16 protein-coding genes are annotated in these 21,689 nt (G+C 69.1%); 14 read left to right on the forward strand and 2 right to left on the reverse strand.

Features of this window, described 5'->3' with window-relative positions:
- Positions 1-107: 107 nt before the first annotated feature.
- Together AMK22_RS30125 and AMK22_RS30130 are read right to left on the reverse strand one after the other, a co-directional pair.
- Complete coding sequence (locus AMK22_RS30125; RefSeq protein ID WP_242434182.1) at positions 108-1,877, reverse strand: glycoside hydrolase family 20 zincin-like fold domain-containing protein; 1,770 nt, start codon at positions 1,875-1,877, stop codon at positions 108-110.
- Between the two features lie 237 nt (positions 1,878-2,114).
- Positions 2,115-2,819, reverse strand: a complete 705-nt coding sequence (locus tag AMK22_RS30130; RefSeq protein WP_242434185.1) for a 6-phosphogluconolactonase — start codon at positions 2,817-2,819, stop codon at positions 2,115-2,117.
- A gap of 140 nt (positions 2,820-2,959) precedes the next feature.
- On the opposite strand from AMK22_RS30130, the gene AMK22_RS30135 reads away from it, so the two are divergent.
- From AMK22_RS30135 to AMK22_RS30200, 14 genes are all read left to right on the forward strand, one after another.
- Positions 2,960-3,964 carry a LacI family DNA-binding transcriptional regulator gene (locus AMK22_RS30135; protein ID WP_073790214.1) on the forward strand — a complete coding sequence of 335 codons (1,005 nt, stop codon included), beginning with the start codon at positions 2,960-2,962 and terminating at the stop codon, positions 3,962-3,964.
- 74 nt (positions 3,965-4,038) lie between these two features.
- Positions 4,039-5,046 carry a Gfo/Idh/MocA family protein gene (locus tag AMK22_RS30140; protein WP_073790215.1) on the forward strand — a complete coding sequence of 336 codons (1,008 nt, stop codon included), beginning with the start codon at positions 4,039-4,041 and terminating at the stop codon, positions 5,044-5,046.
- 70 nt (positions 5,047-5,116) lie between these two features.
- Positions 5,117-6,145 carry a Gfo/Idh/MocA family protein gene (locus AMK22_RS30145; protein ID WP_073790217.1) on the forward strand — a complete coding sequence of 343 codons (1,029 nt, stop codon included), beginning with the start codon at positions 5,117-5,119 and terminating at the stop codon, positions 6,143-6,145.
- Positions 6,146-6,148: 3 nt separating this feature from the next.
- A complete protein-coding gene (locus AMK22_RS30150; RefSeq protein ID WP_073790218.1) occupies positions 6,149-7,000 on the forward strand; it encodes a Gfo/Idh/MocA family protein in 852 nt (283 codons plus the stop codon).
- Between the two features lie 43 nt (positions 7,001-7,043).
- Positions 7,044-8,333: an extracellular solute-binding protein gene (locus AMK22_RS30155; protein ID WP_073790220.1), complete on the forward strand. Its 1,290-nt coding sequence runs from the start codon at positions 7,044-7,046 to the stop codon at positions 8,331-8,333.
- Positions 8,330-9,277 (forward strand): carbohydrate ABC transporter permease, encoded by a 948-nt coding sequence (locus AMK22_RS30160; protein WP_073790222.1) that lies wholly within the window; start codon positions 8,330-8,332, stop codon positions 9,275-9,277. Before AMK22_RS30155 ends, AMK22_RS30160 begins: the two co-directional genes overlap by 4 nt.
- On the forward strand, positions 9,274-10,194 hold the full coding sequence (locus tag AMK22_RS30165; protein WP_079186470.1) for a carbohydrate ABC transporter permease: 921 nt from the start codon (positions 9,274-9,276) through the stop codon (positions 10,192-10,194). Before AMK22_RS30160 ends, AMK22_RS30165 begins: the two co-directional genes overlap by 4 nt.
- Positions 10,191-11,345, forward strand: coding sequence for an N-acetylglucosamine-6-phosphate deacetylase (locus AMK22_RS30170; protein WP_199883351.1), 1,155 nt, complete (start codon positions 10,191-10,193; stop codon positions 11,343-11,345). The genes AMK22_RS30165 and AMK22_RS30170 overlap by 4 nt, the downstream gene beginning before the upstream one ends.
- A gap of 35 nt (positions 11,346-11,380) precedes the next feature.
- Positions 11,381-13,030 (forward strand): hypothetical protein, encoded by a 1,650-nt coding sequence (locus AMK22_RS30175; protein WP_143203608.1) that lies wholly within the window; start codon positions 11,381-11,383, stop codon positions 13,028-13,030.
- A 7-nt stretch (positions 13,031-13,037) separates the two neighbouring features.
- A complete protein-coding gene (locus tag AMK22_RS30180) occupies positions 13,038-14,423 on the forward strand; it encodes a mannitol dehydrogenase family protein (RefSeq protein ID WP_073790226.1) in 1,386 nt (461 codons plus the stop codon).
- A 2-nt stretch (positions 14,424-14,425) separates the two neighbouring features.
- Positions 14,426-15,655 (forward strand): D-mannonate dehydratase ManD, encoded by a 1,230-nt coding sequence (gene manD / locus AMK22_RS30185; protein ID WP_073790228.1) that lies wholly within the window; start codon positions 14,426-14,428, stop codon positions 15,653-15,655.
- Positions 15,656-16,178: 523 nt separating this feature from the next.
- Positions 16,179-17,669, forward strand: a complete 1,491-nt coding sequence (locus AMK22_RS30190; protein WP_073790230.1) for a Dyp-type peroxidase — start codon at positions 16,179-16,181, stop codon at positions 17,667-17,669.
- A gap of 16 nt (positions 17,670-17,685) precedes the next feature.
- The gene (locus AMK22_RS30195; protein WP_079186472.1) at positions 17,686-19,797 is read left to right on the forward strand and encodes a flavin monoamine oxidase family protein; all 2,112 of its coding nucleotides are present in this window, start codon (positions 17,686-17,688) and stop codon (positions 19,795-19,797) included.
- Positions 19,794-21,638 carry an alpha-keto acid decarboxylase family protein gene (locus AMK22_RS30200; RefSeq protein ID WP_073790232.1) on the forward strand — a complete coding sequence of 615 codons (1,845 nt, stop codon included), beginning with the start codon at positions 19,794-19,796 and terminating at the stop codon, positions 21,636-21,638. Before AMK22_RS30195 ends, AMK22_RS30200 begins: the two co-directional genes overlap by 4 nt.
- The last annotated feature ends 51 nt before the right edge of the window (positions 21,639-21,689 follow it).

Genomic DNA, 21,689 nt, shown 5'->3' on the forward strand with positions numbered 1-21,689 from the left:
CACGAAGTCGCCCGCCGAGCGACGCGACGGCCGGGCGCCCAACCTGCCCGCACACCGAAGATCCCATCAACGCTCACCACACAGGGTCCGCCGGCGAGCTGACCTGGTCATTGCCGGGCAGCCGATTGCAGCTGGTGCCGGAGGCGGTCGAAGCGGGCAATGCTGTCGTCGAGACCTCCGGGCCGGGAGCGCAGGAGCCAGCAGGAACGTTGTTCGGCCAGGAGTGGTTCGAGTTCTCGGAGGAGGCGGTGGGCTGTGGTGGGGTCGATCGCAGTGGCCTCGGCACGTGCCTGCGCGCGAGCCCGGAGCAGGCGCACCGCAAATTGCGCGAGGGCGATGGCGTGGTCGAGTTCACGGAGCAGCACATCACCGTCGCCGGCCGCGGGCTCGGCAGCGGTGAGGTCGAGGCGGCAGGCGGCCAGCGCCGTGGCGGCGGCGTCGAGGTCCTGCGGCGACGGGTAGGTTCGCATCGGGCAGGTGGGGTCCGGCAGCAGGACGCGGGCGAGCGGGGAGGCGTTGAGAAGTGGGGGGTTGAGGGCGCGGGCGATGCGACCCAGGCGGTCGAGCACGGTTCCGCTGAGGCCGGTCGCGTCCAGCAGCACGTGGTCGTTGAGGACGGCGGCGATGTCGAGGTCGCGATTGCTCTGAAGACACCAGCTGACGGCGCCGCCGAAGACGGCCGGCCCGAAAGTGATCGACGGCGGGTCCCACATGCCCTGGTCGCCCCAGGAGGTGAGCAGGTAGCCCTCGGCGCCGTGTTCGAGTCCCGCTTCCGCCGCGTCGACCATGTTCTCCATGGCGTTGTCGAGCCTGCCGATCAGCGAGTTCCAGTTGCCGGCGCCGGGAGCGACCCAGAACGCGATTCCGGCCTCGCGCAGCACTTCGGCCCGTCCGCGGAAGCCGTCGCGCAGCTGGTCCACGTCCGAGCCCGTGCGCTGCCAGGACCTCAGTTCCTCGGTGTCGGCCGCGATGACATCGGCGGCTTGCCGCGGTGAGTCGTACTGCCAGATGACGGGTACGGCTCCTTGCGGCACGCGGTCCATCAGTTCGGGGTGTTCGGCGAAGACGTCGGCCCAGAACTGCACGGTGTACCCGGCGTCCAGCCAGGGCCGCATGATGCGCTCCAGGTGGGTCAGGTAGACGTCGCCGACGCCGTCGCGAGCGGCCTGATCACGGGAGTGTCCGGTGCCGAGTTCGAACGGCTCGTCGGCTCCGATGTTGACGCGCCTGGTGCGGAGGTTGCCGGTCATCTCCTCCAACAGAGCTGTGACGAACGCGGCGTTGTCCTCTGTGGGTGCCAGCGTGCCGGGTGGGCAGTGGGCCCCGCCGCGCTCGAACCCGTCCGGGTTCTCGGCCCGGTGGGCATAGGTGGCGTGGCCCAGGAAGCGCTCCATGTGGCCGAAGGTGTTCTGGTTCGCCACCAGGTCGATGCCGTGCGCCGCGCAGCGGGCGTCGAGCCACCGAAGATCTTCGGCGGTGAGCGGGGAGGCGTCCTGCCAGACCTCTTGATGGTCTCGGTAGGCGTAGGTGTGTTCGCAGTAGAGCTCGAGCTGGTTGAAGCGGGCCAGGGACAGCAGGGACAACCATCGCTCCAGGGTGCGGCGGGTCGGGACCCGGTCGCGGCTGATGTCGAGCATGAAGCCTCGGACGGCGAAGTCGGGGTGGTCGGCGATCTCGTAGCCGGTCTCGGAAAAGTCCTGGTCTGCCCGCAGCTGATCGAGGGTCTGCAGACCGTGGCGCAGACCGGCCGCGTCGCGGTGGTGGAGGTCGATGCCGGCCGGTCCGGTGTGCAGCCGATAGCCCTGCGCCGGCAGGGTGTCGTCCACGGCCACGACCACGGGGGCATCGAACGCGGCGCCGCCCGCCCGCGTGGTCATCGAACGCGGGCGAGGATAGGGAATGACAGGCACAACCAGTCTCCTGAACGTGGGGGCGGTGTACGGGACGGCACGGTCCTGCCCGTTGCCCGGCCGGACGCGAGGGCACGCGCGGCCGACGCATCGGTGGGGCCGGGCATCTGCGTCGGCTGTGCCCTGCCGTGCAGGGCACAGCCGAGGATCCGAGGGACTGCGCAGCAGGCCCGGCGGCCTTGAAGGCCGCGTACGCGAGGGGCGCTACGGCGCGGTGCGGATGCCCTGGTCGAGCAGTGCGGCCGCGTGAACGTCCGTGTAGATGGTGCACGACGGGTGAGTGCGCAGGATGGTGCTGGGCCACTGGATGGTCAGGGGCTCCTGCACCGTCGCCCGCACCGCGTCGGCCTTGAGTGCGCCGGGAACCATGCAGAACAGGTGGGCGGCGTTCATGAGCGTCGGGATCGTGACCGTGATCGCGGTCGCGGGCACATCGGCCAGGGCGGGAAAGCAGCCGTCGGCGACTTGCTGCTCGCGGCATGCCTGGTCGAGGGAGACCGGTTTGACCGCCTGGGGGTCGGCGAAGTCCGCCACGGGCGGATCGTTGAAGGCCAGGTGGCCGTTCACGCCGATTCCCAGGCAGACGATGTCGATCGGGTCTTCCAGCAGAAGCTCTGCGTAGCGGTCGGCGGAGGCTTGGGGTGTCTCCGCGCCGGTCGTGTCGATGTAGTGGACGGCGGCGAAGGGAAGTCGGTCGAACAGGGCCGTGCGCAGCCAATTGCCGAAGCGTTCCGGCGCCTCGGGCCGCAGGTCGAGGTACTCGTCCATGTGGAAGGCCGTGACGCGGTTCCAGTCGATGTCCGGCTGGCGGATCAGGGCGGCGAGCGTCTCGGTCTGGCTGGGCGCCGCGGCGAAAATCATGCGGGCATGGTGCTGTTCGGCCAAGATCAGGCGGAGCCGGTGCGCTATTTCCGCGGCAGCCGTCTCGCCGAGCGCCTGCCTGTCCGGGAACACCTTCAGTCTGTCATCAAGGTCGTTTAGTGGCATGACCGGGAGTCTGGAGTGCAACCGTTTGCACGTCAAGAGGCATCGCCCCTTAAGGTGTGCGCATGTCGACTCGACCACGCTCTTCCTCCGGAATCACCATCGGCGACGTGGCCGTCGCCGCCGAGGTCTCACGCTCCACGGTGTCACGCGCTTTCAGCCGTCCCGAGCTGCTCAGCCGCGAGACCGTCGAACACGTCCGGGCCGTCGCGGAGCGGCTCGGCTACATGGTCAACCCTGCGGCACGGGCACTGTCGACCGGACGGTTCGGCAACATCGCCATGGTCGTGCCCGACGTGGCGAACCCGTTCTTCCCGCCCATGGTGCGCACGGTGCAGGCACGGGCCGAGCAGGCCGACCTGGCCGTCTTCCTCGGGGACTCGGACGAGTCCGCCGCCCGGGAGGCCAAACTGGCCGCCCGGTTCAGCCCGCAGGTGGACGGGTTCATCCTGGCCTCCTCGCGGCTCGAGGCAGAGGTGGTGCGGGAGTTGGCCGCCGGCCGCCCGACCGTCCTGGTCAACCGGGACATCGAGGGGATTCCCCGGGTGCTCATCGACTCCTCGGGCGGGATGATCGAGGGGGTCGTGCACCTCAAGCGACTGGGGCACCGCAAGATCTCCTATCTCGCCGGCCCGCGCGATTCCTGGTCCGACCAGCAGCGCCGGGCGGCCATCCGGCAGGCAGCCGCCGACGTGGGCGTGCACGTCGAGATCGTCGAGGTCGGACGCCCCAGCTACGCGGCGGGCCGGGACGCCGTGTCCGCGCTGGTGGAATCGGGGGCGACGGCAGCGGTCGCGTTCGACGACGTGGTCTCCCAGGGGGTGCTGGCCGGCCTGGAGCTGCGGGGCATCAACGTGCCCGACGATTTCGGCCTCATGGGCTGCGACGACACGCTCGCCGCGCTCACCACACCGGCCATGACCAGCGTGTCGGCCGCGTCGGCCACCGCGGGAACCGCGGCGGCCGACCTCCTGGTGCGCATGCTGGAGACGGGGCGCACGGAACCGGAACGGCTGACCGTCGCCACCCACCTGGTGATCCGCGCCACCACGGGACCCGCGCCGAGGTGACGGATGCGTTACGGCAGAACTTTCTCTGCGTAACCCGTTGACGATGCAAACGGTTGCATGTTTCAGTTCGGGCCATGACACGGATCGTTGTTGCAGGTGCAGCCCATCCTCATGTCGACTACGTGCTCGACGAAGTGAGCCGGTCCCCGGATCTGCAGTTGATTGCCGTCGCCGATCCCGTACGCGAGTTGGCCGAAAAGTGCGCTGCGCCGTACGGGGCGCGTGTCTTCACCGATCACCGCCGGATGTTCGATGAGGTGCGGGCCGATGTGGTCGTGACGGCAGGCGTCTACGGCGACCGGGGCCGGATCGTCGTCGACGCGTTGGACGCCGGCTGCCATGTGCTGGCGGACAAGCCCTTGTGCACCACCCTCGACGAGGTCGATGCCATCGCCTCGGCGGCCCGGCGCAGCGGACGTCATGTGGTGCTGATGCTGGAGAAGCGGTACTACCCGGAGACGCTCGCCGCGCTCGAGCTGGTGCAGGCGGGCACACTCGGGAAGATCACCGGCGTGCTGTCCTCCGCGCCGCACAAGCTCAACCGGCCCCAGCGGCCCGGTTGGTTCTTCGACCGGGCCCGCTACGGAGGCATCCTGGCCGACCTGGTCGTCCACGACATCGATGCCGCCTTGTGCTTCACCGGCCTCACCACCGGCACCGTGCGGGGAAACGTCGCCGGCACGGTGCCCGGGACGACGGGCTTCGCCCCCTACGGCGTCGCGACCTTCACGGGCGCGGGTGTCCTGGTCACGGCCGAGGTCAGCTGGATGACCCCGGCGGCCTCCGCGGTGCACGGCGACTACCGGATGCGGCTGGTCGGCACCCGCGGCACCGCCGACCTGCTGTGGGCGCGTCGCCGTCTGGTGGTGACCACCGACGAGGACGCCACGCACGACGTCGAACTGGCCGAGGGCTTTCGGCCCGCCCAGCTCCCCCTGCGGGCCCTGGCACAGGGTGCGGCGCCCGACATCTCCACCGGTCACAGCCTTCTGGCCACCCGGCTGGCGCTGCTGGCTCAGCAGTCCGCCGACGCCGACGGCACGAGCATCGCCTGGTCGGCGCCCCCTGCCCGTTCCCTCTGACCCCCTCCCTCCAACGCCCTGTGCGTGAGCCGCGCAAACCTCAGTACCTCTCGAAAGTGACGGAACAACCATGCGTTTCGCCTTGCTGGGCGCCGGTGTCATCGGTGCCGTACATGCCCGGTTGATCAGCACGCTCCACGAGAGCGATCCCCGGACCGAGCTCGCCGCCGTCATCGACAGCGACCTGGACAAGGCCACGACCCTGGCCAAGGAGCACAACTCCCGTGCCTATGCCGACGCCGCCGAGGCGTACGCCGCCGAGGAGATCGACGCGGTCGCCGTGTGTCTGCCCAGTGCCCTGCACGCGGACGCGGCGATCGAGGCGCTGGACGCGGGCAAGCACGTACTCATCGAAAAGCCCGTGGACATCACGCTGGACGCGGCCGATCGGATCATTGCCGCCCAGCGTCGCAGCGGCCGCACGGTGTCCGTCATCAGCCAGCGCCGCTTCCAGCCGGCGGCGGCGTTCATCAAGGACGCTGTGGACGCGGGACGGCTGGGACGCACCACCTCGGGGATCGCCGAGTCGGCGTTCTTCCGCCCGCAGGCCTACTACGACTCCGGTGACTGGCGCGGCACGGCGGCGGTCGACGGCGGCGGCGCGCTGATGAACCAGGGCATCCACGCCCTGGACCTGCTGTTGTGGATGCTGGGCAAGCCGGTGCAGGTCAGTGCGCAGACCGGTCGGGTGGCTCACCAGGACATCGAGGTGGAGGACCTGGCGGCGGCCACCATCCGGTTCGAGAACGGCGCGGTGGGAGTGCTGCTGGCCAGCACCGCTGCCTATCCCGGTCTTCCGGTTCGGCTGTCGGTCCACGGCGATCGGGGAACCGCGGTGATGGCCGACGACCGGCTGGAGTACTTCCACTTCTCGGACCGCGTCGCCCCCGCGCCGCTGCCGTCCGAGGAGCCGCTGCGCGAGGGCTGGAGCCTGGTCGACAACGCGCACCTGGCTCAGTACGAGGACTTCGTGGCCGCGATCCGTACCGGTCGCGAACCGGGCGTCACGCTCGCGGCGGCACGCCGCTCGCTCGCGGTCGTCCTGGCCGTCTACGAATCCGCCCGCATCGGCCGCCCCGTCGACCTCCAGGAAAGCTGAACCATGAGCGAAACACTGCGCATCGCGATCGTCGGCACCGAGAACAGCCACGCCGAGGAGATCCTCCACTGCCTCAACGTCAAGAGAATCTCCCCACAGGTCCGGGTGGTCGCCCTCGTCGGCCCCGACGACGAACGCAACCGGGAACTGGCCGCGCTGGGCGGCGACCTGCCCGTCGTGGCCACCTCGGCCGAGCTGATCGACTCCGTCGACGCCCTGATCGTCACCAACCGCGACGGTGCCGCGCACCGGGCGGAGGCGGTGCCGTATCTGGAGGCGGGCAAGCCTGTCTGGGTGGACAAGCCGCTGGCCGCGAGCGTCCAGGACGCGCGGGCGATCATCGAAGCGGCCGACCGCGGTGGGGTGCCGATGACATCGTATTCGGCGGTGCGATGGGTACCCGACGCCGACCGGGTCGAGAAGGCCGCCACCAACATCGGTGACGTCCAGACCGTCACCGTGACCGGCCCGGCCGACCCGGACAGCGAACACAGCGGGATCTTCTTCTACGGCATTCATGCCGCCGACCTCGCCCAGCGCCTGGCCCCCGGCACGCCGGGACCGGTGGAGGTGGAACGGGTGGCGGGCACCGTCGTGGCCCGGTACCGCAGCCCGGCAGGCGTGCTGGTCACGCTGCAGATGGTCACCCCCACCGAGGCCGGGCGGGTGCCGTTCCACGTCGAGATCGTGGGCCGGTACGGGCTGGTCAGCCGCGACATCGAGCTGAACGCCGACTACGTGGAGCCGGGCCTGAAGGTCTTCCTTCAGATGCTCAAGACCGGCAGGCCGCCGCTGACCACCGAGACGCTGCTGGCGCCGATCACTGTCCTGGAGCAGCTCCGCGCCGCTTTGTAGGGCTGCACGCCCACTCACTGCCTTTCACCGATGGAGACCAGCAATGGACGCAAAGATTGTCAGAACGACGGCGGCGGCCGCGGCCGCCGGACTGCTGGTGGCCGGTTGTTCAGCCGGCTCCGGTAGCGGAAGCGATTCCCTGTCCGGCGGCCCGAAGAAGGGCACCGTGCGGGTGTGGTTCATGAAGGACTCGATCCCGCAGCCCGCGCAGGACCACCTCAAGTCCCAGTTCGAGAAGCAGCACCCCGGCTCCACTCTCAAGATCGAGATCCAGCAGTGGGACGACATCGTCGCCAAACTGCAGACCGCGATGGCCAGCGAGAAGGAAACACCTGACATCGTCGAGATCGGCAACACGACGTCGTCGACCTTCGCCAGCATCGGCGCCTTCGCCGACCTGAGCCCCATCTACCAGGAGCTCGGCGGCGAGAAGTTGATCCCCAGCTTCGTCAAGGCGGGCACGTCGGGCGGAAAGAAGTACGCGCTGCCGCTGTACGGCGGGGCGAGCGTCATCTACTACCGCAAGGACCTGTTCGAAAAGGCGCACGTGGCTCAGCCCAGGACGCTGGGCGAACTGGTCGGTGCCGCGCAGAAGGTGAAAGCGGCCAACCCCGACAAGCGCAGGAACTTCCAGGGCATCTACCTGCCGGCCTCCGACAACCACTTCATGGAGGCATGGATCTTCTCCCAGGGCGCCAACTACGCCAAGCGGAACTCCGACGGCACCTGGAAGGGCACGCTCGACACCCCCGAGGCCAAGGCCGGGTTCGCCATGCTGCAGCAGTTGTGGAAGACCGCTGCTCTGGGAGCGCAGGACTCCTCCGAACAGGGTGCGGCGCCCTGGGTGCCGTACAACAACGGCGAGGTCGCGATCATGTCCGGCCGTACCTTCGCCGAGCAGAACATCTCGGCGAAGATGAAGAAGAACACCGCGGTGATGGCGATCCCGCCGGTCGAACCGGGCGGTGTGGGCCACTCCTTCTCCGGCGGCTCCAGCGTCGGCATCTCTGCGAAGTCGCAGGTCAAGTCGCTGTCGCAGGACGCGCTGAAGCTGATCTACAGCAAGGAGTTCCAGACCAAGGTCGCCGCACAGGGCTGGATCCCGGGCAACATCGCCTACGCCGACGCGGTCCCCGAGGGGATGGCCAGCGGGCGGCTGCAGCAGCAGATCGCCGCGAGCTCCGTGCTCACCCCGTCCGCGGAGAACTGGGCGGTTGTCCAGGGCAACAACATCCCGGCCGACTTCTGGGCGCAGCTGGCCCGCGGCGAATCCGCCGAGAAGCTGGCCAAAGCCACGGACGGCAAGATCGAGGAAGTCCTGAACAAGAAATGACCACCGACCTGAAGGACGTATCCGCGCCGCCCGACCGGCGTCGGTCCAGAACCTCCGTGACGCCGTATCTTCTGGCGGCGCCGATGTTCTTGGCCGTCATTGTGGCCCTCGGGTATCCGCTGGTCCGTCAGCTCCTCATGTCCTTCCAGGAGTTCGGACTGCGCCAGCAGTTCGGCCAGCCGCCCGCATGGGTGGGTCTGGACAACTACAAGACCGTGCTCAGCGACCCGGCGATGCTCAAGGTCCTCGTACGCTCCATCGCGTTCTGCCTCGTGTGCATGAGCCTGACCATGGTGGTCGGAGTGGGCCTGGCCGCCTTGATGACGGCGATCAGCCGATGGGCCCGGCTGGTGCTGCAGGTCTGCCTGCTCCTGGTGTGGGCCATGCCTGTCATGGTCACCATGACCGTGTGGCAGTGGCTGTTCGACAGCCGCTACGGCGTCGTCAACTGGCTGCTGTCCCACCTGGGCATGTCCGGGATGGAGGGGCATGCCTGGACCGCGGATCCGATGGGGTTGTTCACGGTGGCCGCGCTGATTGTGATCTGGATGAGCATCCCGCTGGTGGCGTTCATGAGCTACGCGGGCCTGAGCCAGGTGCCCGCCGAGGTCATGGAGGCGGCCTCCTTGGACGGGGCTTCCGCTTGGCGCCGCTTCAGAAGCGTGACTCTGCCGCTGGTCCTGCCCGTCATCATGATCGTCGGACTGCTGCAGATCGTCTGGGACCTGCGAGTGTTCACCCAGATCTACGTCCTGCAGCAGAGCGGCGGCTCCACCGAGGACACCAACCTGCTGGGCACGGCCGTCTACCGGCTCGGCATCGGTCAGGGCAACTACGGTGTCGCCTCCGCTCTGGCGACCGTCGTTCTGCTGCTCACCTTGCTGCTGACCTGGAAGTACATCGCCACGCTGCTGGGGCAGCAAAAGGAGGCGGCGGACCGATGAGCGCATCCACCATGGCCCGCACCAGCGGCCCGGCCAAGACTCCTCCCTCTCCCGTCGGCGGGCCCAAGCCCCTGACCAGCGCGCGAAGGCGGCGCACCCGTCGACGCTCCGTGCTCAACGCACTCGCGGTCCTGGCCGCCCTGGTGTGGGTCTTTCCGGTGTACTGGATGGTCAACACCGCGTTCGTGCCGACATCCGAACTGTTCGGCCTCACCCCGAAGTTCGTGCCGTTCCCCGGCACCTTCAAGCACTTCTCGGGGGTCCTTCAGGACGACAAGTTCTGGTCGGCGCTGCGGATGAGCGCCGCTGTCACCTCGGTGGTGGTCGTCCTCGCCGTGCTCTTCGGATTCATGGCGGCGGTGGCCGCCAGCCGGTTCCGCTTCAAGGGCCGCGGCGCACTGGTCATGCTGGTGATCGTCGTGCAGATGCTGCCGGCCGAGGCGCTGTTCATCTCTCAGTTCCGGATGCTGGACGACTGGAATCTGCTCAGCACCGTCACCGGCCTGTCGCTACTGTGCCTGGGCGGGAATGTGCCGTTCACGATGTGGCTGCTGCGCGGCTTCATCGACAACATTCCCGCGGAGCTGGAAGAGGCGGCCATGGTCGACGGCTGCAGCCGGGTCGGCGCGTTCTTCCGCGTCACCCTGCCCCTGCTGGGACCGGGGCTGATCACCTCGTCGGTCTTCGCGTTCCTGCACACCTGGAACGAGTACAACCTGGCCCTCATCGTCATGACGAAGACGGACCACGCGACGCTGCCGCTGTGGCTGCGCAGCTTCAGCAGCGAGACCTCCGCCACCGACTGGGGCGGCGTCATGGCCGGCTCCGCCCTGATCGCCATACCGGTGATCGCCCTGTTCATGTCGGTCCACTCCCGGATGAGCTCGGGCCTGGTGGCGGGGGCGGTCAAGGGATGATGCACGGACGACTCCTCGACGGGCGCACGGCCCGCGTGATCACCGACGCCCATGGGCGCATCCGCTCGGTCGAAAACGGTGGACCGAACGGGCCGGAACGCCTGCCCATTCTGCTCCCCGGCCTGATAGATCTCCAGGTCAACGGCTATGGCGGCCATGACATCAACGCCGACGGCATCACCGTCGACACCGTTCACCGGCTCGCCGAGGCCCTGTGGGCCGCGGGGACCACGACGTTCTTCCCCACCGTCATCACCGCCGGGGAAGGAAAGATCGTCCACGCGCTGGAAACCATCGCGGCCGCCGTGCGCTCCGATCCGCTGCTCGCCCACTCCGTCGCCGGCATCCATGTCGAAGGGCCCTATCTGTCCGCGGCGGACGGGGCGCGTGGCGCGCATGACGCACGCTATCTGCGCGACCCCGACACCGCCGAACTGGGCCGCTGGCTCGCCGCCTCCGACGGGCTGCTGCGCATCGTGACCCTGGCGCCCGAACGGGCGGGGGCGACCGCGTACATCGAGGCCGCGATGCGCGCCGGTGTCCTGGTGTCGATCGGGCACTGTGCGGCCGAACCCGATCAGATCCACTGTGCGGCGGCGGCCGGGGCATCGCTGTCCACCCATCTGGGCAACGGTATCCAGCCCCTGCTGCCGCGCCACCCCAATCAGATCTGGTCGCAACTCGCCGACGACCGGCTGTCCGCCTCATTCATAGCCGACGGGCACCATCTGCCCGCCGACGCCCTGACCGCGATGATCCGTGCCAAGGGGATACAACGTTCCTTCCTGGTCAGCGACGCGGCGGCCCTGGCGGGTTCCCCGCCCGGCACCTACACCACGGCGGTGGGCGGCCGGGTGAGCGTCACCGACGAGGGCGGCCTGGTCCTGGCCGGCAGCACGCTGCTGGCCGGATCGGCGGCCTGCTTGCTGGACTGCGTGCGCTGGGCGCGCACGCACACCCCGTTGAGTGACGAGGACCTCCTGTCACTGGCGGCGGCCAACCCCGCAGAACTTGCCGGCCTCGCGGACCGGGGCAGCCTGACGGCCGGCGCAGCCGCCGATCTGGTGCTCCTGGACGACGACTTCCGCGTCCTGCAAACGGTGGTCGCCGGCACGGTCGTCCACCGCGCCGACCACACCTCGCAGCTCTGAACCAGCTCTTCCCACCAAGAGAACGGAGTATCACCGTGCGCAGAGGCAGAAGGCTCTGGAGCCTGGGACTGGCTCTTGTCTGTACGACCGCTGCTTGGCTGGTGCCGGCCGGCACCAGCCAAGCAGCCACGACTCCCGTGATCTCCATCGAGTCGCCCGGCGACGGGGCCACCGTCCAAGGCCGCACGATGACCGTGCACGGCCGCTACGCCGAGACCAGCGACCTGAAGCTGGTCGTCGACGCACAGCAGACCGTCCCGGTCACCACCGATGCGGACAACGGCACTTGGTCGGCCACCGTGGACATCAGCGACAAGGACGGCACCCTCGGCCTGGCCGCGTACGGCAAGAACAACCAGACGCTGTACACGCAGTGGTCCTCATTCCTGTCGGTCGACGTCCACAACCCCGCCGCCGCCAAGCCGGGCGTGCGCATCGTCTCCCCGCGCATGTCCGACAAGCTCCACGGCACCACCCTGCGCTCCGTCATCGAGGTGGACTCCAGGAAGGGGGTGCGCAGCGTACAGGTGCGGGCCAACGGCGGCTCCTGGCAGTCGGCTTCACGGGTCCCCGGCTCGCCGAACCGGTATGCGGCGCTGCTCGACGTGCGCTCCCTGACCCCCGGCTTCGCCGGGCTCGAGGCACGGGCCACCGACCTGAGCGGCCATGTCGGCACCTCGACCTCCACCTATGTCTCGCTCGGCGGCGCGACGCCCGCCCCGCGGCAGACCTACGACCAGGACCGCGCCATGTGGGTGTGGGAGCAGAACTCCTACCCGGCGGTATTCGACACCGCGGCCCGCGACCGGCTCGGGAGGATGATGGACGACACCACCACCTTCCCCGGCTCGGACCCGGTCCGGACCCTCTACCTCGGTGTGGACGACTACCAGGGCAAGGACATGCTGCGCGAGGCGCGCCCGCAGGTGGCCTCGTTCATCCGCTGGGCACGCGGCCGCGGCTATCACGTCCAGGCGGTCGTCGCCGCCGGCACCGTCCCGCCGTATCTGGGCGTCCTGCCGCAGTACCAGGACCACGCCGTCCGCGAGTTCCAAAAGGTTCTGGACTACAACCTGTCAGCCCCCGCGGACGCCCGCTTCGACGGCGTGAACGTCGACATCGAGCCCTACATCCTGCCGCAGTGGAAGGAGCCGGGATCAGGCAACATCCCTGTCGTCTGGCTCGACCTGCTGGAGAAGCTCGTCCACCTGCGCGATGCCTCCGGCCAGCCGCTGCTGTTCGGGCCCGCCATCCCCAGCTGGTTCGACTCCTCCACCGTCTGCTGCACCGCCGTCACCTGGCACGGCAAGACCGCCCCGCTCAGCGACCACGTGCAGGATCTCAGCGACTACGTCTCGCTGATGGACTACGTCGACCACGCCGACGGTCCCGGCGGCATCATCGCCCGCGCGGCCCACGAGGTCGCCTACGCCCGCCAGATCGGCAAGCCGGAATCGGTGGTGATCGGCGTCGAGACCAAGGACCTCACCGGTGGCGGCGACCCGCAGACGGTCACCTTCTGGGAAGAGGGCCGCACCTACATGGAGGCCGAACTGGCCAAGGTCTACGCCGCCTACGCCCCGGACGAACAGTACTTCGCGGGCATCGCCATGCACCATTACCAGAGCCTGCTCGTCCTTCCCTCCGTGCAGGGCGGCGGCGGGGTCACCTATCCGCAGGAGTAGCCCCCGCATGCGATTGCTCGACCAAGCGACGGCCGGGGCCCCCTCGCGGGCCCCGGTGCGGATCATCCATCTGGGGCTCGGCGCCTTCCACCGCGCACACCAGGCCTGGTACACCCACCGGGCCGACCATGAGCGCCAGTGGGGCATCGCAGCCTTCACCGGTCGCCGCCCGGCCGCCGCACATGCGCTGGCGGCACAGAACGGCCTGTACTCGGTGATCGAGCGCTCCGCCGCGCAGGATCGTGTCGAGGTGGTGGGCTCCATCACCGAGGCCCACGACGGAGCCGACCGGATGCGGCTGCGCATGCTCGCGGCGTCCCCGCAGACCGCCGCGGTCACGCTGACGGTCACCGAGGCGGGCTACCACCTCGGCGCCGACGGCGAGTTGGACCTGTCCGCGGCGGCCGTACGGCACGATGTGCAGGCCCTGCGCAGAGGGGCGGACGGCGCTCTGGTCACGGCCCCCGCGCGCCTGCTCGACGCTTTGTCCGCGCGCCGCCGTACAGGGGCCGGTGGCGTGGCGGTCATCTCCTGCGACAACCTGCCCGGCAACGGAGCGGTGACCCATCGAGTGGTCCGCAGCCTCTCCGCCGCACTCGACGAGGAGCTGGCCGACTGGATCGACGCCCATGTCAGCTTCGTCAGCACGTCGGTCGACCGCATCACACCGGCCACCACTGTCGTCGACACCGATCTGGCCTCGGCACACCTGGGTCTGCGCGACCTGAACGCGGTGGTCACCGAGCCGTTCCACAGCTGGGTCCTGGCAGGCCGCTTCCCGGCCGGGCGCCCGCCGTGGGAGCAGGCAGGTGCCTTGTTCGTCGATGACATCGGCCCCTATGAACGGCGCAAGCTGTGGCTGCTGAACGGGGCACATTCGCTGCTCGCCTACATGGGCCTCGCCCGGGGCCACGAAACGGTGGCCGAGGCAATCCGCGATCCCAGCTGCGAGAGGGCGGTGGACGATCTGTGGGGCGCCGCCGCCCGCCACCTGGACGAGGACCGGCTCGACATTCCCGCCTACCGCCGACAGTTGCTGGACCGCTTCCGCAATCCGCGCATCGCCCACCGCCTGGCCCAGATCGCCATGGACGGCAGCACCAAACTGCGCGCCCGCCTCCTGCCCGTGGTCCGTGCCGAACAGGCCGCCGGCCATGACCCCGAACCCGCCCTGCGCTGCGCGGCGGCCTGGGCCGAATACGTGCTCACGGCACCCGACCCCACAGCCCTGCCCGACTCTGCTGCACCCGCTCTGGCCCGCGCCTGCGCCTTGGCGGGCGACAACCGTCGCCTGGCGGCACTCCTCTCCGTGATCAGCCCGGCCTGGGGAGAGGATCCGGCGATCCTGACCGCCGTGAACCGGCTCCGCCGCTCCCCACAACCCAGAAGGTAGACATGCGCATAACCTCGGCCGACGTCATCGTTACCAGCCCCACCCGCAACTTCGTCACCCTCAAGATCACCACTGACGAGGGCATCACCGGCCTCGGCGATGCCACCCTCAACGGCCGCGAACTCGCCGTGGCCGCCTATCTGCGCGACCATGTCGCCCAGCTGCTCATCGGCCGCGACCCGCACCGCATCGAGGACACCTGGCAGTACCTCTACCGCGGCGCCTACTGGCGACGCGGGCCGGTGACGATGGCGGCCATCGCAGCCGTCGACATGGCGCTGTGGGACATCAAGGGCAAGGTCGCAGGCCTGCCCGTCTACCAGCTGCTCGGCGGCGCCTCCCGCACCGGACTGATGACCTACGGCCACGCCTCCGGCCGCGACCTGCCCGAACTGTTCGACTCGGTGCGCCGGCACATCGAGGAAGGCCACCAGGCCGTACGGATCCAAAGCTCCGTCCCCGGCATCACCGCGCTGTACGGAGTAGCGTCACAACCCCAGGCCAGCGGCGTGCGCTACGACCACGAACCGGCCGGGCGGGGCAGCCGTCCCCCCGAGGAGGTCTGGAACACCCGCGCCTACCTGCACCACCTGCCCACCGTCTTCGAGGCCGTACGCAACGAGTTCGGCCCGGACCTTCCGCTGCTGCACGACGGCCACCACCGGATGACGCCGATCCAGGCGGCCAAGCTCGGCAAGGCCCTGGAGCCCTACGATCTGTTCTGGCTGGAGGACAGCACACCCGCCGAACACCAGGAAGCCTTCCGCCTGATCCGCCACCACACCACCACCCCGCTGGCCGTGGGCGAGGTGTTCAATCATGCGGCCGACTTCCAGACCCTGCTCACCGAACGGCTCATCGACTACGTACGGGCAGCCGCAACCCACTTCGGCGGCATCACCCCGCTGCGCAAGATCATGGACACCGCGGCCGAATACCAGATCAAGTCGGGCTTCCACGGCCCCACCGACATCTCCCCCGTCGGCCTGGCCGCCCAAGCCCACCTGGGCCTGGCCATCCACAACTTCGGCATCCAGGAGTACATGGGCCACAGCGAGGCCACGCACACGGTCTTCCGCCAGTCGATGACGTTCAACGACGGCCTGCTCCACCCCGGCGACACCCCCGGACTCGGCGTGGAGCTGGACGAGGAAGCCGCCGCAGCCCACCCGTACCAGCAGGCGTACCTGCCCTACAACCGGCTTGCCGACGGCACCATCCACGACTGGTGATCCCGAGGAGCGTCGGCCGGGGCCGGCCAACGGCCCGCATGCGTTACAGTTGATCTTGGCAGTTCGCAGCAACTCGCTGCTACTGACGCTGCGTTGGTGGTCCAAGGAAAGACGCCCCGCTTCCTGCGGGGAGATGCAGGTGCAAGGCCTGCCCGGCGCTCGCTCACGGAGCCCTTCCCCCACTGGGGGAAGGGCTCCGTCACATTCTGTCGACGCCGTGCGCCCTGGTCAGGAACCGCTCGACGTCGAGCCATCGGCAGTGGCGTACCCGGCCGGCAGCGGCGGCTCGCGACGTCCCGCAGGCCGCGGCCTCGGCCCGGATGCCGGTCCCCGTCCGCGCCTGGGCGGGGACGCTCCGCCCTGCGACGCCGTGTGCCCCCGAGGGGCTGGACTCCGTTTGACAGGGCCCATGGCGGCACGTAGTTACTTTAAGTATCTAATCACTACTTTTAGTGATCGATGGTGATCGCGCCATCCGTATCCGAATCCGCCGCCGCCCTCCCCCCATGCGAGGAGCCCCACCGTGACCACGACCCCCACCCGTCCCACCGCCGTCCCGTCGATCGAGCAGCTGCCCCAGCCGGAACTGCGCGGGTCCACCGACATCCAGGGCAACATCCTGGCCGCGTTCAACAAGGACTTCATGGACTTCCGCTACCTGCACTTCCCGGACGCCGCCAAGGGCCGCGGCTGGCTCTCCGCGATCCTCAACACCGTCGCGACAACCAACGAGACGGAGGACTTCAACGAGCAGTTCTCGCTGGCCCGCCGGGCCTTCGGCCGCGACCCGTCGATCACCACCGTCCGCTGCGGGGTCTCCCTCACCTTCGAGGGCCTCGTGACGATCGCCAACAAGCCCGATCAGATCAAGAAGGACCTCAGCACCTTCACGTCGTTCTGTGCGGGCGCGGCCGCGCGGGCCGAGGACCTCGGGGACACCGGCGAGAGCGCCCCCAAGACCTGGTTGTTCGGGGCCGGGACCGGCGACAGGGTTGTGCACGCGGTCCTCGTCGTCGCCGCGGACACCGAGGCGCTGCTGAAGGAGAAGCTCAAGAACCTCGACACGGTCGAGCAGACCCACCAGATCACGCGCGTCCATGTGGACGAGGGCCGCACCCTGAAGGGCGATCTGAAGGGTCACGAGCACTTCGGCTACAAGGACGGCATCTCCCAGCCCGGCGTCAAGGACTTCCACCGTGAGGACGCCGGCCGCAAGGGCTTCCGCGACAACCACGCCGGGACCGAGCTGATCGAACCCGGCGAGTTCGTCTTCGGCCACAAAAGCGAACAGGGCGACCGGAAGGCGCCGGCGTGGATGAAGAACGGCTCCCTCCAGGTGGTGCGCCGCCTTCGCCAGGATGTCGCCGGCTGGAACAAGGCCGTGGCGGACGGCGTCAAGAACTTCACCGGGAACATGGACAGCAACCGGCTCGGTGCCTGTCTGGTCGGCCGGGCCAAGGACGGCACACCGCTCGCCCCGCCGTGCAGCGCCGTGACCGGTCTCGGCTCGGACCGGAACGGCTTCGACTACGCGAACGACCCCAACGGCCAGCACACCCCCTGGGCCGCGCACATCCGCCGCACCCATCCGCGTGCCTTCGCCGGAATCGTCGACAAGAAGCCGAAGAGCCACCGCCTGATGCGCCGCGGCATTCCGTACGGCCCTGAGTTCAAAGGCGGCGCGGACGACGGCAAGGACCGGGGGCTGATGTTCGTCTGCTACGGCACCTCGTTGGAAGAGCAGTTCGAACTGGTCCAGCAGCACTGGTCCAACGACGACGCGTTCACCCCCGGGGAAAGCCAGTCCGACCAGGTGGTCGCCAACGGCTTCGACAAGGTCACCGGCCTCGCCGGCAAGGCCTCGATCGAACTCGCGGACGGCACCTCCGGCACGGTCGACATGAAGCGCTTCGTCCGCACCACGGGCGCGCTCTACGCCTTCACCCCCTCGATCAGCACGCTGCGGCTGCTCGCCGAGGGCGAGGACCTCCCCAACAAGCCAGTCGGCTCCTGAGCGGCGAGGAGAAGCCATGAACGAGAGCCCAACCACCGAGGGCACGACCGACGGCCGCGCCAGCCGGCAGACCTGCTGGCAGCTGGCCCGCGAGCTGCTGCTGGTCGGTCCGGACGACAAGGACCTGAAGCTGCGCTACCTCGATGTCCTGATCAAGGAGGGCATCCCGGAGACCGACGAGCCCAAGGACGTGCTGATCGTCGGTGCCGGGATCGCCGGTCTGGTTGCCGGGAAGCTGCTCAAGGACGCCGGGCACAACGTCACCGTCCTGGAGGCCAACGCCAACCGGGTCGGCGGGCGGATCAAGACCTTCCGCTCCACCTACGACGAGCAGGACGGTCCGTTCTACGACCCGGTGCAGTACGGGGAGGCCGGGGCGATGCGGCTGCCCAGCTTCCACCCACTCACCCTGGCCCTGGTCGACAGCCTCGGCCTGAAACGGCAACTGTTCTACAACGTCGACGTCGATCCCGACACCGGCAACCAGAACACGCCCGTCCCGCCGGTGGTCTACGAGTCCTTCGAGGACGGCAAGGTCTGGAAGTACGGTGAGGACAGCCCGGACTTCCGCGAGCCGGTCAAGCGCTTCAACAGCTGGATCCGCACCAACCGTATCCAGGCCCGCCGCAGCGAGTACGCCGCCGACCCGAGCAGCGTCAACGAGGGCTTCCACCTCACCGGCGACGAGGTGCGGATCACCGCCGCCGAGATGGTCAACCAAGCGCTGGAGCCGGTCCGCGACTACTACTCGTACATCGAGAACGGCAAGCGGGTGCGCAAGCCGTTCGCCGAGTGGCTGGACGGCTGGGCCCGGGTGATCCGCGACTTCGACGGCTATTCGATGGGCCGTTTCCTGCGCGAGTACGCGGGCTTCAGCGACGAGGCCATCGAGGCGATCGGCACGATCGAGAACATGACCTCGCGGCTGCACCTGTCCTTCTTCCACACCTTCCTGGGCCGCAGCGACATCAACCCGGACGCCACCTACTGGGAGATCGACGGCGGCAGCTGGCAGCTGCCCCACGCCCTGGCCGAGGAGCTCCGGGACGAACTCGAAATGGGCGAGCGGATGATCCGGATGGAGTACTGGGACCCGCGCCGCGACGGCGGGGCCGGCCAGGACGTCGGACCGAACGGGCCGCAGGTCGTCGTCCACACCGTGCCCGAGGGCGATCCGGAGGCTGAACCCACGGCCTGGAAGGGCGACTTCGCGATCGTCACCGTCCCGTTCTCCGCGCTGCGGTTCGTCCAGGTCTCGCCCCCGTACTCGTACAAGAAGCGCCGGGCGATCATCGAGACGCACTACGACCAGGCCACCAAGGTGCTGCTGGAGTTTTCCCGCCGGTGGTGGGAGTTCACCGAGGCGGACTGGAAGGACGAGCTCGACTCCATCTGCCCCGGCCTGTACGAGTACTACCAGCGGGCCGGCGAGGAGGATGCCGAGGCCGCCGCGCTGGCCACGCACAACGGGCACCGGCCGCCGCCCAATCTGCCGAGGGTGCTGCTCGGCGCCCACCGGAGCGTGGACTCGAGCCGGATCAGCCAGGAGCAGCTGGAGGTCTTCCGGCACACCCCGCTGCGCCGGGCGAGCGTGCGCCCCGCCACCAACTGCTTCGGCGGCGGTTCGACCACCGACAACCCGAACCGCTTCATGTACTACCCCTCGCACCCGGTGCCCGGCAGCGACGGCGGCGGCGTGGTGCTGGCCAGCTACAGCTGGTCGGACGACGCGGCGCGCTGGGACTCGATGGCCGACGCCGAGCGGTACGTGTACGCGCTGCGCAACCTCCAGTCGGTGCACGGCCGGCGGATCGAGGTGTTCTACACCGGCTACGGCCAGACCCAGAGCTGGCTGCGCGACCCGTACGCCTTCGGCGAGGCGGCGGTGTACACCCCGCACCAGATGACCAGCTTCCACCTCGACGTGGTGAAACCGGAGGGCCCGGTGCACTTCGCCGGCGAGCACGTCTCGCTCAAGCACGCCTGGATCGAGGGCGCGGTGGAGACCGCCGTCCGCGCGGCGATCGCCGTGCACGAGGCACCCGCGCCACCGCCCCGCGCCAGACCGGAGATCCGGCCCGAGGTGCGGACCGGTCGCGCACGCAGAGCGGAGGTGTTGAGCAGATGAGCGGCAACGACGAATGGACGGTGGGCCGTTACCTGGCCACCAGACTGGAGCAGTTGGGCATCAGGTACCTGTTCGGGGTGCCGGGCGACCACCTCGGCCCGTTCCTGACGATCATGCACGCCACCACCGGGGTGCGCTGGGTCGGCACCCCGACCGAGATCGGTGGCGGCTACGCCGCCGACGCCTACGCCCGGGTGCGGGCCGCCGACGCGGACCTCGCCAAGGGCGAGCAGGGTGTCGCCGCCGTCGCGGTCACCTACGGCGTGGGCGCGTTCAGCCTGCTCAACCCGATCGGCGGCGCGTACGTCGAGTACGTGCCGGTGATCGCGATCAACGCGGCGCCGTCGTACGAGCAGTGGCTCAACTACCAGGCGGTCGGTCTGCTCACCTCGCACATGAGCCAGCGCCGGGAGAGCAATCTGGAGGTCTACCGGCAGGTCACGGTGGACGCGCAGGTGATCTCCAACCCCGGGCTCGCGCCCTCGCAGATCGACAGCGCGATCACCGCCGGCCTGACCGAGCGCAGACCGGTCTACCTGGAGGTGATGGACGACCTCTGGAATGCCCCGTGCGCCGCGCCGCAGGGCGAACTCCGCGGGCAGGAACGGCCGTTCACCAAGAAGAACGAGGAAATGCTCGCCAAGGCCGTGGAGGCCTCGGTGAAGCTGGTCGAACGGCTCGGCACGCCGGTGCTGTGGGCGGGCGAGGAGATCGAGCGGAACCGTCTGGAGCAGGAGCTGGTCTCGCTGGTGCAGCTGACCGGCATCCCGTTCTGCACGACCGTCGGTGCGAAGTCGGTGGTCTCCGAGAACACCCCGGGTTTCACGGGCGTCTACAACGGCAAGGCGAGCCTGCCGGAGGTGCGCAAGGCCTTCAAGGCCGCCGGGTGCCGGATCGGCCTGGGCACCTGGTCGACGTCGAAGAACCTCGGGGGCGAGAAGTCGATCGGCGACGACTGGATCGTGGCCGCCCGCGAGGGCGTCAGCGTCGGCGCGCAGTACTTCCCGGACGTCCAGCTGGCGCGGTTCGTCCCGGCGCTGCGGGACGCGCTGGGTGCCGCTTTCGGCGAGCGGGCGTTCGAGACCGACCTCTTCGCGCTGGCACACGCCGAGGACCGGCAGGCCCCGGCGAGCACGATCGCCTTCCTGACCGGCCTGAGCAGCACGGACCACCCCGAGGAGCTCACGTACGACGGGTTCTTCCAGCACATGAACGCCTTCCTGCTGAGCCAGTCGCAGGGCGACGGCCCGGAGGCCACCTCGCCGTTCACGGTGGTCTCGGACGCGGCGTTCGCACTGCTGGGCTCGATGAATCTACGGATGGCGGAGCGGGCGAGTTTCGTGGCGCAGAACAGCTGGCTGTCCATCGGCTACTCGGTCGGCGCGGCCACCGGGGTGGCGCTGGCCCGCCAGCAGCCGCTCAAGCGGCCGATGGTGTTCGTCGGGGACGGCTCGTTCCAGGAGATCTGCCAGGAGCTGTCCACGCACGTGCGCCACCACCTGCGGCCGGTGGTCTTCGTCCTGGACAACGAGGGCTTCTACGGCATCGAGCAGATGCTGGTCAGCCCCTGCTACTACAAGCAGAAGCCGTCCGACGGGGCCGACTTCTACAACGTGCTGCACCCGTGGCAGTACGAGAAGCTGGCGGAGGTCTTCGGCTCGGAGAAGGACCGGATGCACGGGCGGGAGCTCACCACCCACACCGAGCTGGAGTCGCTGCTGCTCGACATCGCCGATCCGGGCAATGACATCAACCGCGCCCCGATCCTGGCCCGGGTCCGGCTCAACCGGCACGACTACCCTCGGGCACTCCAGTACAAGATCGACGAGCAGTGCAAGTAGCCGCCACAGCGCGCACCGGCCCCGGTCCGAGGACCGGGGCCGGTGCGCGCT

The organism is Streptomyces sp. CB01580 (genome assembly GCF_001905795.1).
Lineage (GTDB): Bacteria > Actinomycetota > Actinomycetes > Streptomycetales > Streptomycetaceae > Streptomyces.

Coding starts and splice junctions, on each gene's coding strand:
- AMK22_RS30125 (WP_242434182.1), bottom strand. CDS start 1,877: ATGACCACGCGGGCGGGCGGCGCCGCGTTCGATGCCCCCGTGGTCGTG.
- AMK22_RS30135 (WP_073790214.1), top strand. CDS start 2,960: ATGTCGACTCGACCACGCTCTTCCTCCGGAATCACCATCGGCGACGTG.
- AMK22_RS30140 (WP_073790215.1), top strand. CDS start 4,039: ATGACACGGATCGTTGTTGCAGGTGCAGCCCATCCTCATGTCGACTAC.
- AMK22_RS30145 (WP_073790217.1), top strand. CDS start 5,117: ATGCGTTTCGCCTTGCTGGGCGCCGGTGTCATCGGTGCCGTACATGCC.
- AMK22_RS30150 (WP_073790218.1), top strand. CDS start 6,149: ATGAGCGAAACACTGCGCATCGCGATCGTCGGCACCGAGAACAGCCAC.
- AMK22_RS30155 (WP_073790220.1), top strand. CDS start 7,044: ATGGACGCAAAGATTGTCAGAACGACGGCGGCGGCCGCGGCCGCCGGA.
- AMK22_RS30160 (WP_073790222.1), top strand. CDS start 8,330: ATGACCACCGACCTGAAGGACGTATCCGCGCCGCCCGACCGGCGTCGG.
- AMK22_RS30165 (WP_079186470.1), top strand. CDS start 9,274: ATGAGCGCATCCACCATGGCCCGCACCAGCGGCCCGGCCAAGACTCCT.
- AMK22_RS30170 (WP_199883351.1), top strand. CDS start 10,191: ATGATGCACGGACGACTCCTCGACGGGCGCACGGCCCGCGTGATCACC.
- AMK22_RS30180 (WP_073790226.1), top strand. CDS start 13,038: ATGCGATTGCTCGACCAAGCGACGGCCGGGGCCCCCTCGCGGGCCCCG.
- manD (WP_073790228.1), top strand. CDS start 14,426: ATGCGCATAACCTCGGCCGACGTCATCGTTACCAGCCCCACCCGCAAC.
- AMK22_RS30195 (WP_079186472.1), top strand. CDS start 17,686: ATGAACGAGAGCCCAACCACCGAGGGCACGACCGACGGCCGCGCCAGC.
- AMK22_RS30200 (WP_073790232.1), top strand. CDS start 19,794: ATGAGCGGCAACGACGAATGGACGGTGGGCCGTTACCTGGCCACCAGA.